Consider the following 17,406-nt stretch of genomic DNA (forward strand, 5'->3'; position numbering starts at 1 on the left):
TGTTAATCATTAATCAAAAAACTCCTAACTGATATCTCAATTATTATCAGTAAGGAGTTTTTATATTTTTTCATTAAATAAAACTGTCAATAAAATATTTTCAATTCTTTTCAAATCTATCAACATCAAATTCTGTATATATCTTAATATTATTCTTAGCCAAAAGTTCGGCAGTTAATCCTTCACCTTTTATACGTTTACCCGAAAATGTTCCATCATAAATTAATCCATATCCGCATGAAGGACTTCTTGACTGTAGAATTGCTTCATTAATACCACTAGCTCTACAGATTTCTAATGTCTTAACAGCTCCTTGTCTATACGCTTCAGTAAAATCTTCTCCATCTACACTCATTACCTTTTTATTTCCATCATCATCTATAATAATCTCACAACAAACTCTAGGTATAGGCAACTTAGCTAATTGCTCTGGACATACAGCAATAGCTTTACCTTCCTTCACCATATTTTTTATAATCTCATTCTCAGTATTTCCACCATCATATCTACAATTAATACCAGCCAAACAAGCACTCACCAAGTACATATATGTCATCTCCTATTTTATAATCTGATAATATATTATTAAATATTATCAGATTATAAAATATATTACAATTCAAATTTATTTTAGCCACTCATTATTCTCTGAAGAAGAATAAGTGTTTTGTGATAATATCCACCGTTACTTAAAGCAAAATAGTATATGTATATGTGGAGTAGTGAGGCAGGACGCCGAACCCAGCTTTTTGCTTAGGATGAGCAAGTTGCTGGCGTAACATATACATATACTATTTTGCAAAAGCCAAGTCAGAACAAAACACTTTTTCTGACTTACCTGCAATATAACTTTAAAATAAAAGCTATTTAGATATTATCTTAACACCATCCTCCGTCACAAGAATTGTATGCTCCCATTGTGCAGAAAGAGACCCATCAGCAGTTATAACAGTCCAGTCATCAGCTTTATCTATAAATATCTCTCTACCTCCAACATTTATCATAGGTTCTATAGTGAATACCATACCGGGTACTAATAACATACCCGTTCCTCTTTTTCCGAAATGAGCCACAAAAGGTTCTTCATGAATGTCTAAACCAACCCCATGACCTCCAAACTCTCTAACTACTGAATATCCATTACTCTCAGCATGATTTTGTACTGCTTCAGCTATATCCCCTAAAGAACTCTTCCAAGGTTTGACTTCCTCTATTCCTTTTTTCAAACATTCCTTAGCTACATCAACAATTTTCTCAGCCTCTTCACTTACCTTACCAATCTTAAACATTCTAGATGCATCAGAATAATATCCATTAAGAATAGTGGTTGAGTCCACATTAATGATATCTCCTTTTTTTAGAATTCTATCTTTGTCAGGTATACCATGACAAACCACATCATTAATTGATGTACAAATGCTTTTTGGGAAACCACCATAATTCAGTGTAGCTGGTATCCCTCCATGAGATACTATAAAATTATGAGCTAATACATTTATTTCTTCTGTACTCATGCCTTCTCTTATATTTTTACCTATCAAATCTAAAAGACCATTATTAATCTTAGCACTTTCTCTAATCCCAGCAATTTGTTCTTTATTTTTAATTAAATCTCTAGTTGGAACTTCATATCCTTTATCAGCAAATTTTTGAAGCTCCTCATCAAAATTCATGTGGCATCTTTTATATTTTAATCCACTACCACACCAACACTTATCATTTCTATTTAGTATCATATAATCTCCTATCTTGCGCAATCATATTATTTAATATATCCACCATGAAAATTACATTCATATATTTTGATATCATCAAAAAATATCTCTTCATATCCTTGAAACCATTCCAACTCACCATTAACAATACAATGGTATTTATATTGTCCATTCTGATATACCATAGGTCCACGATATGGATATTCTTTAGGTACTAACGCCAATGCCTCTTTTAAGAAACCTTCTGAAAAAACTTCACCAATAATTCTTCCATTATAATTCATTCCCCAAATGGGACTATCGTCTCTCAATAATAACTCTTCTCCTATAAATTGCTTCTTACCATGATATTTACTGATATATTTAAGATTCCCTTCAGAAAATTGCATATCATATCCACTAAACTTTGAATCTTTAACTTCAACACTTTCATTAATATTTATATATTTTTTTGCTTTACATAAAAATTGTATTATATCCTCATTCTTGTATTCTTGCTTATTTTCTTCTATATATAAACGGCAATTTTCATCATAATCATTAACTAATTTATCAATACTCACCTTAAAAAGTTCACTCAGCAAAATTAATCTAGCAATATCAGGATATGACTGTCCAACTTCCCATTTTGCAACTGCCTGCCTTGAAATCCCAATCATTTCAGCCAATTTTTCTTGTGATAATCCTTTTTCTTTCCTTAATTTCTGTAATTGCTTTTGGAAACTCATTTCACTCACCTCTTCATAGAACATTATACTATTAAATAATTATATTTCTACCAATCAAACATAACATTTTTGACAACCAACAGTTGCTTTTATCTCTTTTTTCCATTATTCCTATACTATCAGCCTTATTTTTTAGAGTCTAATACAGCTAAAAAGAGGTCTTCCACCTTTACTAGTGAAAAACCTCTATTGTATACTTTTTTAAAACTTCAAACATAACATTATATTTTATAACTCCATAACTTCTATTCGCTTATTAATCAAATCAACCAAATCACCTGGATACTTAATAAATTCCAGTATCTTAATTGCATTACGTGTAGAAGTAATTCCTTTATGAATTTTGTAATCAAATTCAAGTGAATCCTTAGTTACATTCTCTGTGAAATAATAATATTCATAACCCTTCAACTCAGGTAAAATCTGTAAGTCATGTGTTGCAACCAATGTCTTAGTATTCGAAGCAGCTAAAAGATTCAATATCTCCATTGATGCAGCAAGCCGTTCTACTGGATTAGTACCTTTGAATATCTCATCTATAAGTATTAACAATGGAGTCTCATTATTACATGAATCAACCATACGTTTAATAGCTTCTGCCTCCATAAGAAAATAACTTTTACCTTGCAAAATATCATCATTAAGACTTATTGAAGTAACAAGCCTATAAAACTTAGCTCTATGCTCCTTAGTTAAACTAGTACAAATACCTTGAGCAAACAGTGAATTAAGCCCTACAATTCTTAAAAACGTAGATTTACCACTCATATTAGATCCTGTAATAGCTATTGATGAATCAATATTAATTGTATTGGATATTGGATTTTCCAGTAATGGATGGTACATATCAACTATATTTATATCATCAGCCTCACTGTCCATATCAGGTTCACAATAATATTTTAAATCCCTGCGGTACCTGTCAATACTTAACCCTGCATCCAAATCACCAACATTATTATATAATCTAATCAATTCTTTTTTATTCTTATTAATCAAACTTGATACTCTCAAGAAATTAATCTCTTTTACCAAAAACAAGATGTTAATATAGTCGCCAATAACATCTAATCCTTCAACCTTAAAGATTGCTGAACCTTTTTTAGTTATCTTGGATAACTTGGAATTGAGTTCTTTCAATCTATCTGCCAAATCAGGTGACACTTTTTCTACTGACTTCCAATTCTTTTTACTGAAAGATAGAATCTTAATGATATAACCAATAACTTGTAATTGGGCATTATAGATCATGGAAAATCTAAAATGGATTATAATACTAGCTGCCATAGTTATAATGAACAGAGGTAGTGCTAAAAAATTCATTGTAATTAATGAACCAGCAAGTATACCCACATTTAATATTACTAACAATATCATACCAATCAGTAATAAATTATTAATCAAAAAACCTTTGTTTATAGTCTCTCTAAAATCAAAATCACAATATTTAATCCTTGATAAAGCTAGTCTAAGATCATTTGATACCGCCCTGTCTTTCTTGAAGCTGTTGATATGATGTTTACGCTTATTGAAATCTTCTTTATTGTCAGCTGGGTTTCTCAACCAGCAATATAACTTTTCTTCTCCTGGTGTTGTCACAGTATGATTGATATCAGCAAAAACATTATCCATATCAAGGTCCTGCCAAGTCACTTCGTCAATATGTGCTTCAGATTCTTTATAGTACTTATTTGTTGAAGCTAACAGATTAAAATCAATTTCTTTGTACTTCTTTTTCCTTATAAAATCTTTATTGCCAAATAACATTTTTACCATCCTTAAGTTTTATAGTGTAAAATTACTGCAAAGTGTTTAGTTATTCTAAGTATTTGATTACTGACTTCATTAGTCAGTTAGTCTAATTTAATTTATGTAAATACTATCAGATTATAAAATATATTGCAATATAATGATAATAAAATTTTTTCCCTACAGACTTTCAATAATATCTTGATTGTTATGTTATAATAGTATAAACTATAAAAAAATGACTAAGTAACATCAATAATTTCATGAATAAAATACAAATAATTGTCTATTAATATTTTACTATTTACGAAAGAAGGAATTAAAAATGCATGGCGCGGATTTAACATTGCTGACAGATTTTTACCAATTAACAATGATGCAAGGTTATTATGATCTTAATTCAAGGAACCAAGTTGCTGTATTTGACCTTTTCTATAGGGTTAATCCACACGGAAGCAGTTTTTCAATTGCTGCTGGTCTAGAACAAGCAATAAGTTACATCAATAATATTCATTTTACTGAAGATGATATTGAATATCTAGCTGAACAGAATATATTCAAAAGCGATTTTCTAGAATATCTTAAAACATTTAAGTTTACCGGAAACATATATGCTGTACCTGAAGGAACAGTAATATTTCCTAATGAACCAATATTAAAAGTAGTTGCTCCTTTATGTGAAGCACAGCTTATTGAAACTGCACTTCTTAATATTATTAATCATCAGAGTCTTATAGCTACTAAAGCAGCTCGTGTAAAATGGGCAGCAGGGGATGATGTTGTCCTTGAATTCGGTTTACGTAGAGCACAAGGACCAGATGCAGGTAATCTAGGCGCTAGAGCTGCTGTTATAGGTGGTTGTAGTGCAACATCTAACGTAATGGCTGCTAAATGGTTTGATATCCCTGCAAAGGGTACACACGCTCACAGCTGGGTTATGAGTTTTCCTGATGAACTGACATCATTTAGAAAATATGCAGAACTTTATCCTATGAATTGTCTATTACTTGTTGATACATATGACACATTAAAATCCGGTGTTCCAAATGCTATAAAAGTCTTTAATGAACTAAAAGAAAAAGGAATAAAACCAGATTTTTATGGAATCAGACTGGATAGCGGTGATTTATCATATCTATCAAAAAAAGCTAGAATAATGTTGGATGAAGCAGGTTTTGAAGATGCTATTATTAGTGCTTCCAGTGACCTTGACGAATATCTGATTCGTGATTTGAAGCTACAAGGCGCTAAGATTACACTATGGGGTGTAGGCACCAATCTTATTACTTCAAAAGGCAACCCATCATTTGGGGGCGTATATAAACTTTCTGCCAAATATGAAGATGATAAGTTTATTCCAAAAATGAAAATATCTGAAAATCCTGAAAAAATTACTAATCCTGGTAATAAAAAGATTATAAGGATATACAACAAACGTTCTGGTAAATTAAAAGCTGATCTCATTGCTCTTAATCACGAGAAAGTAGACGAGTCAAAACCTTTAATTTTATTTGACCCAGAAGCTACATGGAAACAATTGAAATTACAACCAGGTACTTATTATACAAGAGAATTGTTAGAACCAATATTCATTGATGGTAAATGTGTTTATGAAACTCCAAGCACTTTTAGTATAAAAGAGTACTGTGAAAAAGAATTATCTACTCTATGGCCTGAATCAAGAAGACTTATGAATCCTCAGAATGTTTATGTTGATTTATCCCATGAGCTATTTGAATTAAAACAATCCATGATAAAACAATACAGAAACCAACAATAATCATTTAATATAAAATATCCAAAATAAAAAGTGCTGTCTCATAATAATGAAATCTATTATGAGACAGCACTTTTTTTAGAACTATAATTATGTAACCAACTTATTTATTAGTTGATTAAATAATTTATTGTTAGCAAATACTATGTGTAGAACTATTTAATATGATGAATCATATTATATTTATTTAGGAGGGATTATATGAAGGATATTAATGATATTATGAATAATAAAAGATTGTCTGGCATATTGCTGCACCCTACCTCTCTTCCAAGTAAATATGGTATAGGTGATTTAGGCAGTGGTGCATATGACTTTATTGATTTTCTGGTAAAAAGCAATCAGAAGCTTTGGCAGGTACTACCTTTAGGTCATACTGGTTTTGGGGATTCTCCATATCAATCTTTTTCATCTTTTGCAGGCCAGCCATTTATTATAAGTCCAGAAAAATTAATTGAAGCAGGTTTGATTAATGATGAAGATGCTGAGCCTATACATTGTAACCAATCCAATAAAGTAGATTATGGCTCAGTTATCAATTACAAATTATCTATCTTAAAAAAAGCTTATGACAATTTTTTAAAAACTAATGATCACTCTTTATATAATGATTGGTTAACCTTTTGTAATGAGGAAAAATATTGGCTTGATGACTACTCCTTGTTTATGGCTTGCAAAGATTATTTTGACGGCAGAATGTGGCCCTGTTGGGATAGTGAAATAGCTCATCCTTCAGAAAGCAATATACTTGTGTGGATTAATAAGTTATCCTATGATATAGATTTCTATAAATTCATTCAATTCATTTTTTATGAACAGTGGATCAAAGTAAAGAAGTATGCTAATGAACATGGAATCCTCATTATCGGAGATATACCTATATTTACTTCTTTTGACAGTAGTGATGTATGGGCTGACAAAGAGTTATTTTTATTGGACTCTAATGGATATCCAACCCATGTTGCTGGTGTTCCTCCTGATTATTTTAGTCCTACAGGACAATTATGGGGGAATCCATTATACCATTGGGATAATCATAAAAAAACATCCTATAGATGGTGGATAAGTAGATTAGCTCATATCCTAAAATTAGTTGATATCGTGAGAATCGACCATTTTAGAGGTTTTGAGAGTTATTGGTCCATTCCTTATGGTAATGAAACTGCAATCCATGGCAAGTGGAAAAAAGGACCTAACAAAGAACTATTCAACGCTTTCATCAATACACTGGGAATTGAATTACCTATTATCGCAGAAGATCTTGGAATAATAACTGATGATGTAAAAAAACTAAGAGATGATTTTAATCTTCCCGGCATGAAAATATTACAGTTTGCTTTTGAAGATTTAGAAGACAATGATTTCCTCCCTCATAATTATGGTTCTAACAGCATCTGCTACAGTGGTACTCACGACAATGATACAACTCTTGGATGGTATAATAAAGCTGATAGCATGAAGCAAGATAAAGTTAGACGATATATGAATACTGATGGCAGAAACATTTCTTGGGACTTTATTAGAGCTTGTTTTGGTTCAGTTACTAAGATGGCAATAGTCCCACTTCAGGATGTTTTATCTCTGGATAGCCATGCAAGGATGAATATTCCAGGTTCATCCATGGGTAATTGGCAATGGAGATATACTAATGACATGCTTACCGATGATATAGCTGACAGATTACGAGAAATTACAGAATTGTATGGAAGAGATTAACAAATAAGTAAACTCTATCTTAAAAACTATAGCGATTTTTAGATATTAATGATATAATTATGATTACATGTATAAGATATTTTTATATAATCTTAAGAGTGAAGTGTTATGTTATTCATTTTACTTGCATTACTTCTTGAAGGATTGTCTTTTGAAAATGAACCACATAACTCTTTCTGTATCATGAGATTTGCAATCAAAACATATACTTATAATGTATATAAAATTATCAAGATAAGGTGATTATATGCGTGCAGTAATTATAATAATTTTTATGGCTATTTATTTGATTCTTGCTTTACCTGTACTTATAATTGGTTTTATAGCAGGATTATTTTCCAAAGATACTCAATATAAGATTGGAAAATTCATTGTGACACATATATGTAGAGGTATCATGTTTTTAACAGGAAGTAGAGTTACTATAACTGGATTAGAAAATATCCCAGATGAAACTGTACTATTCGTAGGAAATCATAGAAGTATATTTGATGTTGTTCTATTGATTAAAGTCATTAATCGTCCTTTTGGTTTTATTGGAAAAAAAGAATTGACAAAAATACCTTATTTAAATCTATTACTAAAATTGATGGGTGGATTATTCCTTGACAGAACTAATTTCAGAGAAGGTCTAAAAATAATCCTATCTGGTATAGAAATGTTGAAATCAGGTCTATCAATGCTTATTTTCCCAGAAGGTACTAGAAATAAAGAATCCGAAGAACCTTTACCTTTTAAACAAGGTAGTTTAAAATTAGCCGAAAAAGCTAATGTACCTATTGTACCATTTGGCATAAAAGGAACAGATAATATCTATGAGAATAATAATGGACTTGTTGTAAAATCAAGCAGAGTTAAGCTTAATTTTGGTAAACCTATTCTTTTAAGTGAATTGCCACAAGAGGATATGAAAAAAAGTGCAGTTTATGTTCGCTCTGAAATCCTTCAATTACTTTCTAAGTAATTTCTGTTAAATTCTTTTATGAATTTGGATAGTAAAACTAAAAAACTATAAAATGCAGAGGAAATTTGATGTTTTAGCAAATTTCCTCTTTGATTTTTATGCAATTAATGATAGAATATATAGAACGCACTAATAAGTATCTTTTTAAAGGAGGTGCACCTATGGAGTGGTGGGAAATTCTATTGCTTGTATTAGGAATTATTGTTGTTGTACTTGTCATTCTTTATTTTGTAGGAAGAAAGTTACAAGGTAAGGCAAATGACCAGCAAGCAGTAATTAATCAAAACAAAATGACAACATCTATACTTGTTATAGATAAAAAGAAACAGAAAGTAAAAGATTCTAATCTGCCAAAAATGGTACAAGACCAAATTCCAAAATACATTCGTTTTAGAAAATTACCTATGGTAAAAGCAAAAATCGGTCCTAAAATTACTACTTTATTGTGTGATGACAAGGTATTCAAAGAATTGCCTGTTAAGAAAATGGTAAAAGTAGATTTAGCTGGTATGTATATAGTCGGAATGAAAGGCTATAAAAAATAAGAAGAAGCCAAGACATTAATTTGTCTTGGCTTTTATACTTGCACCTACAAAGTCTCTAAATAATGGATGCACTTTGTTAGGTCTTGATTTAAATTCTGGGTGAAATTGAACACCAACGAACCATGGATGCTCATTTATTTCTATCATTTCAACAAGTCTATCATCTGGAGATACTCCTACAATATTAAGCCCTGCTTTCACAAGTTCATCTCTATATTCATTGTTGAATTCATATCTGTGTCTATGTCTTTCGTAGATTAACTCAGCATCATAAGCTTGGTATGCCAATGAATCCTTTTTAACCTTACATGGATAAGCTCCAAGTCTCATAGTACCACCTAATTCATCAATATCCTTCTGTTCTGGCATCAAGTCAATAACAGGATATTTTGTATCAGGGTCAAGTTCAGAACTATGGGCACCATCATATACTAAAACATTTCTTGCAAATTCAATAACTGCACACTGCATTCCTAGACATATACCAAAGAATGGAATCTTGTTTTCTCTAGCGTATCTAACTGCAAATATTTTACCATCTATACCTCGATCTCCGAATCCACCAGGAACTAATATACCATCAGCGTCTTTTAAGTAATCATCTACATTGTCACTATTAACTTCCTCAGAATTGACCCATAGAACTTCTAACTTGGTTTTATGGTATATTCCAGCGTGTTTCAAAGATTCTACAATAGAAATATATGCATCATGCAATTCAACATATTTACCAACTAGTGCAATCTTAACAAGATTAGTCATAGATTTTTCTCTAGCTATCATTTCTTTCCATTCAGTTAAATCAGGCTCACAGCAATTAAGATTCAATTTATCACATACAATCTTAGCTAGTCCTTCTTTTTCTAACATCAATGGAACTTCATATAAAGTATCTGCATCAAGGTTTTGTATAACACATTCTTTTTTAACGTTACAGAAAAGAGCCATTTTGTCTTTCATTTCTTCTGATAATTCATGCTCTGTTCTACATACCAATATATCTGGTAAAATACCAATTGAACGTAATTCTTTTACAGAGTGCTGTGTAGGCTTAGTCTTCATTTCACCAGCTTTGGCGAGATAAGGAATAAGAGTTACATGTATATATAATACATTTTCTGGTCCTACTTCAGCAGATACTTGTCTTATGGCTTCCATAAATGGCAGACTTTCAATATCTCCAACTGTTCCACCTATCTCTGTTATAACAATATCAGATTGTGCGCTTTTTCCTACTCTGTAAACTCTTTCTTTTATAGCATTAGTTATGTGTGGAATAACTTGAACTGTTGCACCTAGATATTCTCCTTTTCTTTCTTTGTTAAGCACAGACCAGTAGATTTTTCCAGTAGTAATATTACTATACTTGCTCAGATTCTCATTTATAAATCTTTCGTAATGTCCAAGGTCTAAGTCTGTTTCTGCTCCGTCTTCGGTAACAAATACCTCTCCATGTTGATACGGACTCATTGTGCCAGGGTCAATATTAATGTAAGGGTCAAATTTTTGTATTGTAACTTTCTTACCTCTAGCCTTTAAAAGTCTTCCTAATGAAGCAGCTGTTATGCCCTTTCCTAGTCCGGAAACAACACCTCCCGTAACAAAAATGTATTTCGTTTGCATCCTCATTTCACCTCATAGTCTTTTTTTATTTAAATGATTACTCTATAAAAAGTAGTCTAAACAATTTTGTTCTTACTACTTTTTATAATGAACCTTATATACTTTTGGGTTATTCAATTTCTATTTTATACAACCTCTTTATTTTATTATTAGTTAGTGAAATAGTCAATAACAAATTTAATTTTCGTTTATTTTACTTAAAATTACTTCCATAGCCTGCTCTAATTGTATATCTTTTTTATTAATACTCTCAATTAATTTTGTATTAAGTGCTTTTAGAGTAGGATGGTCTGAAACTCCATATGCTCTTAATCCCATATTTTTCTGAAACTGTGTCACAGCCTTTTCAGTCTTTTCATCGTACAAATTATCTGGTTCATTAATAGCATAACCCAAATATTCTAAAATTAATTCAACACTTTTGACTTCTTCCATTTCATCATCCAAAAATAGTCTTTGTGGGCTGATAATAAGGTTAGGTACTATCACTTCATAATCTGGAGCAACACCTATACCATTTATTTTGTGCCCATCTCTTGATAAAAATTCCTCCATAGTTAATTTAATAGCATATTTATCTGATATATCATAAATATATTGTGCTACACCTTTTCCATAAGTTGTTTCTCCAACTGTAACACCTACACCAGATTCTTTTACAGCTGCTGCAATGAATTCAGAGGCTGAAGCTGTATTCTCATTAGTAAGTACTACTAGTTCAAAAGGAGCTTTCCTTAGATTACTTCTATAAGTTATTTTTCTTCCTTGTTTATTAACAAAATGAAGAACTGGTCCTTTTGGGATTAACATATTACATAGAGCCACTCCTGAATCAACGTATCCTCCTAGATTATCTCTAAGATCAAGAATTAAATATTTGACTCCTTCTTTCTTAGCATCCTCTAGGTATGGTTCTATATCTTCAGCTACATGTTTATTGATAGAATTTATTCTTATATAATTTATCTTCTTGGCTACTTCTTTATCTAACGCAGGGAATAAATCTTCCATTTCTTCAGTCTCAACAGCAGATATTTTTACCAAGGCTCTTTTTATATCAACTGTATATTCCTTGTTGCCTCTTTTGAAGGTAACAGAAACCATTGTTCCCTCTTTACCTTTTATCTTATTAGCCGCATCTGTAAGTGTATAATTCTCTGCACTCTCTCCATTGATTGCAATTATAATATCTTCCGCTCTAACTCCTGCTTCGATAGCTGGTGATTTTGGTATAGGACGGGATACCTTTACCCAATCTCCATCTTGTACCATCTCAACACCAATACCTACAAATTCACCTGATACAGCCTCAATTAAGGTGTTTGCTTGTTTTTTGGTATAGAATGTTGAATAAGGGTCTAATTCATCGAACATACCATCAATAGCTGCCTTAAATAACTGCTCATCTGTTACTTCCTCGCCCACATAAGTATCCCTTATAAGGTTAAATAATACTTTGAATTCTTCCCCTTTGCGCTCAACAGCAGCTGACTCTACTGCTTTTACGTTGATAGGTACTATCAGCATGGATAATACAACTGCTGTAAGAACAATCCTACTAATTATTTTTTTCATCTTTTATCCCTTCTTAATTGTTTAATTTATTATCTAATCAATTTCATCATTAACCATTTTTATGTGAACTATATTTTACTGAATTAATCTATAATAACCTGAAATATCTTCTCTTAAGTAATTAATGAGATTATCAATAATTGTACTTGCATCTATCTTGGATAACCACTTTCTAGGCTCCAGATTCCCTTCCTTTTCTTCTATAATCCCTAACTTGTAGCCAGCTAATATTGCTTTTCTAGCCCAAGGTGATATCATGCTATCATCCTTGAATGGAGTCACAGAATTTTCTAATCTACCTATCTTCTCAAGACCAATAACACGAATCAGTATACATAGTGCTTCTTGTCTTGTAATAGGTTGTGATACTTTGAAAATGTCTCCTACACCTTTAATAAGCTTTGCATTGTAAGCTGTCATAATGTATGGATATAATGGATTATCTGGTAACACGTCACCAAATATCACTTTCATACTATTTTTATTTTTACTAGTTACTTGATATTTACTTGTGTCCATATTCATTCCAAGACAAATAGCTTTTATGAATTCTCCTCTTGTTATTGCTTCTACTTCCATAGATTTATGAGGAATCTCGGTCATTATTTCCATACTGTACAATTTCTTGATATGTTCATTGGCTGGATTGCTGTCTAAGAAATCAAGTCCTGCTGGAATAGGAAGTTTTTCTATTTGTTTTGCTGTACTAATCATTATGCTGTTTTCCATTTGACTTCTAGTCAATTGTGGATGATTAGTTGTTATATTGTATTTTAATGATGCTTCTCTTTCAAGTCTTTGATTATAAGTTCCATCAAAGCTGATTGGGAAAGGAGAAGTTTTATCGTAGTACATAGTTTTCTTAGCTTCTAATGATGGATTAAGTGTTACCTGCATTATATCTTTGGGCCCTATTATATCCATAGTCAATTTTCCAGACTCAACTTTTGACCAAGGTTGATCATATCCATATACTGAACCTTCTGTTTTTATAGTTATTGTTTCATTATTACTTGATATAAATCTAGCATCATAGGATACAGATGTATCATAATAGCTGACCCCTGGTGTTATATCTTCTACACCAGTTAATGAGTATGTAGAAAAGTTTTCATCTAAAGTATAGGTTACATCATCAATAACAATTTTTTCTGTCCAGCTGCTCACTGTTGAATCTCTGACAATCTGTTTTTTGAAATCTCCATCAACATAATAAAATGAAGTTGTAAAATTGATAGTTCTATCAAGTGTACTGTTTTTTTCCATGTTCTTAGCGCTTATTACATATTTTTCATTATAACTACCGGACTCTTTTGTATTAATTATATCATCATCCTTAGTTACTTTTATAGTACCTTCAAATTCAATTGGTTCACCAGAAATATAAACCATTTCCTTATAACGCATAGTTCTTGTTTTTGGAGGTTTTACAGGAACATACTTCTCAATGGTTTTAGGTAGGTTAGTCCCTTCTGATATGCCCCCAAAATAACCCATATCACCCATATCAGCATAGACACATATGCTTGTAACACTAAAAGCGAATATCAAAAATAATATTTTCATGCTTATTTTTTTCATAGATTGTCCACCTCTTTCTAGTTATTTTATTTTTCTACAAAAATAATATATCCATCAACATCTCTAGCTCCTTTGGTAGCAAGTTTAGTAATGAGATATTCATCAGTGATTATCCTGATTATATCACCCTTCTCTAACATATCTGGTGATATGACTTCATTGTTTTTAATTATAATCGTATTAGTCTTAAGATTAATCTTTGCGTAACTATTACTGTAACTTAGATCTTTCCAGCTATTATTGGTTTTGTTATATACTATCGTATCTTTTATACTTATTGCACCACTCTCAGTTTCGTATATCTCACCCTTTACTCCGTCCAGACAGTATGGATTTTCAATAATATATTTTGCTTTTGTTCCATCTGAGATAATAGTATATACTTTATCTACCTTTGTTTTCTCAGAGTAATCCAAGAAATCTGTTTGTGGAATTATTCCGTTAGCATCCATAATGACTGTTTCATAATCTGTAGTAAACATACGTGGAATAGGTGAATATATCCATTTCATTCCTTTTAGTAATGCAAATGATTGAACCTGCATATCTTCATTTTCATTTATACTTTTAATTCGTCCCCTGAATATAGATGTAGCTTCATTACTTGGTTCCTTAGTTATGTTAACTATTACAGCCTTCCCATTACCATTCAATATAACTTGTGCATAATCAGGTGATACTATGTTATTATCTTCCAACAGTTTCCCATTCTTAACTACGATAGTACCATCATGAGTATTAATGTAATTAGGACTTTGTAATACCTTGAATTTATTATTTCCATTGGAATATGTTACGTTGTCACTAGCTAATATATTCTCTCTTCCTGTTCCAAAAGTTACTTTTAAAACTTTTTCATCGTCATAATATTTCTCCATAGCTACATAAACATCGATATCTGGTGATTTCAGATAGTTTAAGGCATAATCAAGAGATATCTGCTTAGAATCTAGGTAATACTCTATATTCTTGGATGAAATATCTAATATCTTGGATTTGGTATAATCTCTCCATCCTGCTTTGGTTAATTCATAACTATTTAGTAAAGTCAGCGTTCTTTGTGAATTATTGAGACTGCCAAGCTTTCCTTTGTAGATATTAGCTACAGTATTACCATATTCATCAACTTGAATTTCTTTTACTGATTCGGTAGTTGTACCTGGCTCAAATACAGCTTGATTAATAAGTAACTTGACTACTTGTCCTTCTTGCAGCTGATACTGAGATATATTCTGTCCTGCCCTTTTTACAGGTATGTTGGAATCTATATCATATATTGTTGAACTAAGATCATCAAACCTAATCCATAAACGTAATCCGTTAACTCCATTATTAACAATCTGATTAATACTTCCATACTTAACAATATAATTGGTTTTAGCACTTATTGATAATACGTTTTTACCATCTGGTGATATTTTAAGATCTACTAAATCACCTGCTTCCACATCATCTATTGTTGTATCTCTTGGATCAAATCTAAAGTCAGGAAACATCTCATCTATATAACCGATCTCATCTTCTGTATCATAATATTGCTGCTTTTCAACTTGAACACTTTTCTTTTGATAATTTTTTGTTACTTCTTTTCCATCCCAAGTCATAATAGTTATATAATTAAAAGTTGGGTTATTTTCTTTTACAATACCGCTTAATGTATCAAAGATGACCTTATCACCTGCAAGTTCTATTTTAGTTACTATATTGTTGTCTATATATAATTTCACTTTGCTGCTTATAGGTGCATTAGGAATTTTAACATTTATATCATTTACTTTTATTGTCCCATCAACATTATTATATACTGCTGACTTCATCTGAAAAGTATAATTAATTCCTCTATCACTTGTTATAGTAATCCTACCATTATTTATTTCATTAAGAGGCTGTAATACTCCTTCAAGTTCATAGGGTTCATTTATGCCCTTACTAGAAGCATATAACATTTCTTTTGTATCATTGTTCACTAGATATTCAATATACTCGCCTTCTCTTAGATTAAGAAGACCTCCAACGACTCCATTGATTAATACTGGTACATCTTTAGTTAATATTTGGTCGTTTGATTTTCTTTTATATTCATAATTTACTTCATTGACTTTTCCATTTTCATCTGTTATTAATATTCTTCTTGTAGCAATACTATCTGAAGCACCCATTGAATTACTATCTTCTATATATGCTACTGTACCATTTTCCTTAGTAATATTCATAGTATTGTAAGCAATATCATCAAGATTTTTTAGAGTCTGAGCCATCTGTTCTCTAGTAACTATTCCTTTTGGATTAAATTTACTATTACTTCCTACCATTATCTTTTTCTGTATTACTGCTTCCACATAAGGAATGAATTCTCTATCAATCTTTTCCCAATCGCTGTAATTGAAAACATCTTTTTGTTTGTATTTTGGGCTGATTAGATCAGGCTGTTTACTATTGATAGCTTTTACTAACCACACAGCTAATTGCTCTCTTGTTACTGGTCCTCTTCTAATAAAACTTTCTGATGGGTCTAATTCCCATTGTTCTTCTACAAGAGCATTATCCAAATCATCTTCAGTTATTAACCCCATGTTTTTAGCTAATTGAAGATATCCTTTTGTCCATAGTGTCAGAACGTGATCAGGCAATTCTGGATTCTCTTGTAATAATTGATTCCCTGCTTTTTGTGCTGCTTCTTCCATACCTAATATTCTAAGTAATACTGCTAGAGACTCTTCATTACTTATGGGTGCAGTAGGTCTGTACTTTTTTGCATTATTTTCATTGTATCCTTTTATTATTTGTAATGCACCAAACCTTGTAATAGGCTCTATTGACCAGCTACTAGGACTTACATCAGAGAACTTGAGATTCTCTATGATTGCTTCAGCACCCGACCTTGGGAGATACACATTTTGCACTGGTTCCTTTAATACGCTAGGGTCTGTTACAGCATATACTGGCAATGCAGTTATCATTAGTGTGAATATTAATAAGTAAGATATAATTTTTTTCATTTACCCCATCCTCCGTCATAAAATATATATCAGTATTTTTTCCCTACCAATTAATTGTAATCAATTATCAGACACAGGAAATGAAATACATTTTGTACAAATCTATCCAATACATTATATCATAATATTTCGGCAAAATGGGACTAAAATTGCGCTGTTATATGATTGTAACAATTAATGAGTCAATCCACCTAAGACTATTTTGCTAGAGAAAACATGAGAAACTATTAAACATAGTCATAGTTACTCAAAAAACATAAAAAAATGGAAAATAGATTTACTAGTTAAATACTATTTTCCAAATTCAAAGCAATTTGGTAATATGTCAAGAAGTAAATTCATATGATTCCGAAAAAAATGGGTAACTTTAATAGACCTACGGTCTTTCAAAAGAAAAAACGTAAGTTGGTATTTATTTATGAATTACCTACTCT

The 17,406-nt window shown here is 31.3% G+C and carries 12 protein-coding genes; 4 read left to right on the forward strand and 8 right to left on the reverse strand.

Annotated features, from left to right (window positions below; translation table 11 throughout):
- Positions 1-100: 100 nt before the first annotated feature.
- From AACQ14_RS21190 to AACQ14_RS21205, 4 genes are all read right to left on the reverse strand, one after another.
- Entirely contained in the window at positions 101-547 is a 447-nt protein-coding gene (locus AACQ14_RS21190) for a 2-thiouracil desulfurase family protein (RefSeq protein WP_339365570.1), read from the reverse strand.
- Positions 548-863: 316 nt separating this feature from the next.
- Complete coding sequence (locus AACQ14_RS21195) at positions 864-1,736, reverse strand: methionyl aminopeptidase (protein ID WP_339365571.1); 873 nt, start codon at positions 1,734-1,736, stop codon at positions 864-866.
- Between the two features lie 26 nt (positions 1,737-1,762).
- Positions 1,763-2,443, reverse strand: a complete 681-nt coding sequence (locus tag AACQ14_RS21200) for a DUF5680 domain-containing protein (RefSeq protein WP_339365572.1) — start codon at positions 2,441-2,443, stop codon at positions 1,763-1,765.
- Between the two features lie 228 nt (positions 2,444-2,671).
- A complete protein-coding gene (locus AACQ14_RS21205) occupies positions 2,672-4,210 on the reverse strand; it encodes a MutS-related protein (protein WP_339365573.1) in 1,539 nt (512 codons plus the stop codon).
- 307 nt (positions 4,211-4,517) lie between these two features.
- Between AACQ14_RS21205 and AACQ14_RS21210 the strand changes: the two genes are divergently transcribed.
- The 4 genes from AACQ14_RS21210 (at position 4,518) to AACQ14_RS21225 (ending at position 9,194) form a co-directional block, all read left to right on the forward strand.
- Positions 4,518-5,972: a nicotinate phosphoribosyltransferase gene (locus AACQ14_RS21210; protein WP_339365574.1), complete on the forward strand. Its 1,455-nt coding sequence runs from the start codon at positions 4,518-4,520 to the stop codon at positions 5,970-5,972.
- Between the two features lie 198 nt (positions 5,973-6,170).
- Positions 6,171-7,685 (forward strand): 4-alpha-glucanotransferase, encoded by a 1,515-nt coding sequence (gene malQ, locus AACQ14_RS21215; RefSeq protein WP_339365575.1) that lies wholly within the window; start codon positions 6,171-6,173, stop codon positions 7,683-7,685.
- A gap of 247 nt (positions 7,686-7,932) precedes the next feature.
- Positions 7,933-8,649 carry a lysophospholipid acyltransferase family protein gene (locus AACQ14_RS21220; RefSeq protein WP_339365576.1) on the forward strand — a complete coding sequence of 239 codons (717 nt, stop codon included), beginning with the start codon at positions 7,933-7,935 and terminating at the stop codon, positions 8,647-8,649.
- Positions 8,650-8,810: 161 nt separating this feature from the next.
- Positions 8,811-9,194: a hypothetical protein gene (locus AACQ14_RS21225; protein ID WP_339365577.1), complete on the forward strand. Its 384-nt coding sequence runs from the start codon at positions 8,811-8,813 to the stop codon at positions 9,192-9,194.
- Between the two features lie 15 nt (positions 9,195-9,209).
- Here AACQ14_RS21225 and AACQ14_RS21230 read toward each other — a convergent pair whose 3' ends face one another.
- The 4 genes from AACQ14_RS21230 to AACQ14_RS21245 form a co-directional block, all read right to left on the reverse strand.
- The gene (locus AACQ14_RS21230) at positions 9,210-10,817 is read right to left on the reverse strand and encodes a CTP synthase (protein WP_339365578.1); all 1,608 of its coding nucleotides are present in this window, start codon (positions 10,815-10,817) and stop codon (positions 9,210-9,212) included.
- A gap of 177 nt (positions 10,818-10,994) precedes the next feature.
- Positions 10,995-12,392, reverse strand: coding sequence for a S41 family peptidase (locus AACQ14_RS21235; RefSeq protein WP_339365579.1), 1,398 nt, complete (start codon positions 12,390-12,392; stop codon positions 10,995-10,997).
- Between the two features lie 75 nt (positions 12,393-12,467).
- Positions 12,468-13,973 (reverse strand): S-layer homology domain-containing protein, encoded by a 1,506-nt coding sequence (locus AACQ14_RS21240; RefSeq protein ID WP_339365580.1) that lies wholly within the window; start codon positions 13,971-13,973, stop codon positions 12,468-12,470.
- Between the two features lie 26 nt (positions 13,974-13,999).
- Positions 14,000-16,972 (reverse strand): S-layer homology domain-containing protein, encoded by a 2,973-nt coding sequence (locus AACQ14_RS21245; RefSeq protein ID WP_339365581.1) that lies wholly within the window; start codon positions 16,970-16,972, stop codon positions 14,000-14,002.
- Positions 16,973-17,406 lie beyond the last annotated feature (434 nt).

The organism is Vallitalea maricola (genome assembly GCF_036985595.1).
Classification (GTDB): Bacteria; Bacillota; Clostridia; order Lachnospirales; family Vallitaleaceae; genus Vallitalea; species Vallitalea maricola.

What these genes read in the sequence shown, in the direction of transcription:
- AACQ14_RS21190 (WP_339365570.1), bottom strand. Translation starts at nt 547, where the DNA reads ATGTACTTGGTGAGTGCTTGTTTGGCTGGTATTAATTGTAGATATGAT.
- AACQ14_RS21195 (WP_339365571.1), bottom strand. Translation starts at nt 1,736, where the DNA reads ATGATACTAAATAGAAATGATAAGTGTTGGTGTGGTAGTGGATTAAAA.
- AACQ14_RS21200 (WP_339365572.1), bottom strand. Translation starts at nt 2,443, where the DNA reads ATGAGTTTCCAAAAGCAATTACAGAAATTAAGGAAAGAAAAAGGATTA.
- AACQ14_RS21205 (WP_339365573.1), bottom strand. Translation starts at nt 4,210, where the DNA reads ATGTTATTTGGCAATAAAGATTTTATAAGGAAAAAGAAGTACAAAGAA.
- AACQ14_RS21210 (WP_339365574.1), top strand. Translation starts at nt 4,518, where the DNA reads ATGCATGGCGCGGATTTAACATTGCTGACAGATTTTTACCAATTAACA.
- malQ (WP_339365575.1), top strand. Translation starts at nt 6,171, where the DNA reads ATGAAGGATATTAATGATATTATGAATAATAAAAGATTGTCTGGCATA.
- AACQ14_RS21220 (WP_339365576.1), top strand. Translation starts at nt 7,933, where the DNA reads ATGCGTGCAGTAATTATAATAATTTTTATGGCTATTTATTTGATTCTT.
- AACQ14_RS21225 (WP_339365577.1), top strand. Translation starts at nt 8,811, where the DNA reads ATGGAGTGGTGGGAAATTCTATTGCTTGTATTAGGAATTATTGTTGTT.
- AACQ14_RS21230 (WP_339365578.1), bottom strand. Translation starts at nt 10,817, where the DNA reads ATGCAAACGAAATACATTTTTGTTACGGGAGGTGTTGTTTCCGGACTA.
- AACQ14_RS21235 (WP_339365579.1), bottom strand. Translation starts at nt 12,392, where the DNA reads ATGAAAAAAATAATTAGTAGGATTGTTCTTACAGCAGTTGTATTATCC.
- AACQ14_RS21240 (WP_339365580.1), bottom strand. Translation starts at nt 13,973, where the DNA reads ATGAAAAAAATAAGCATGAAAATATTATTTTTGATATTCGCTTTTAGT.
- AACQ14_RS21245 (WP_339365581.1), bottom strand. Translation starts at nt 16,972, where the DNA reads ATGAAAAAAATTATATCTTACTTATTAATATTCACACTAATGATAACT.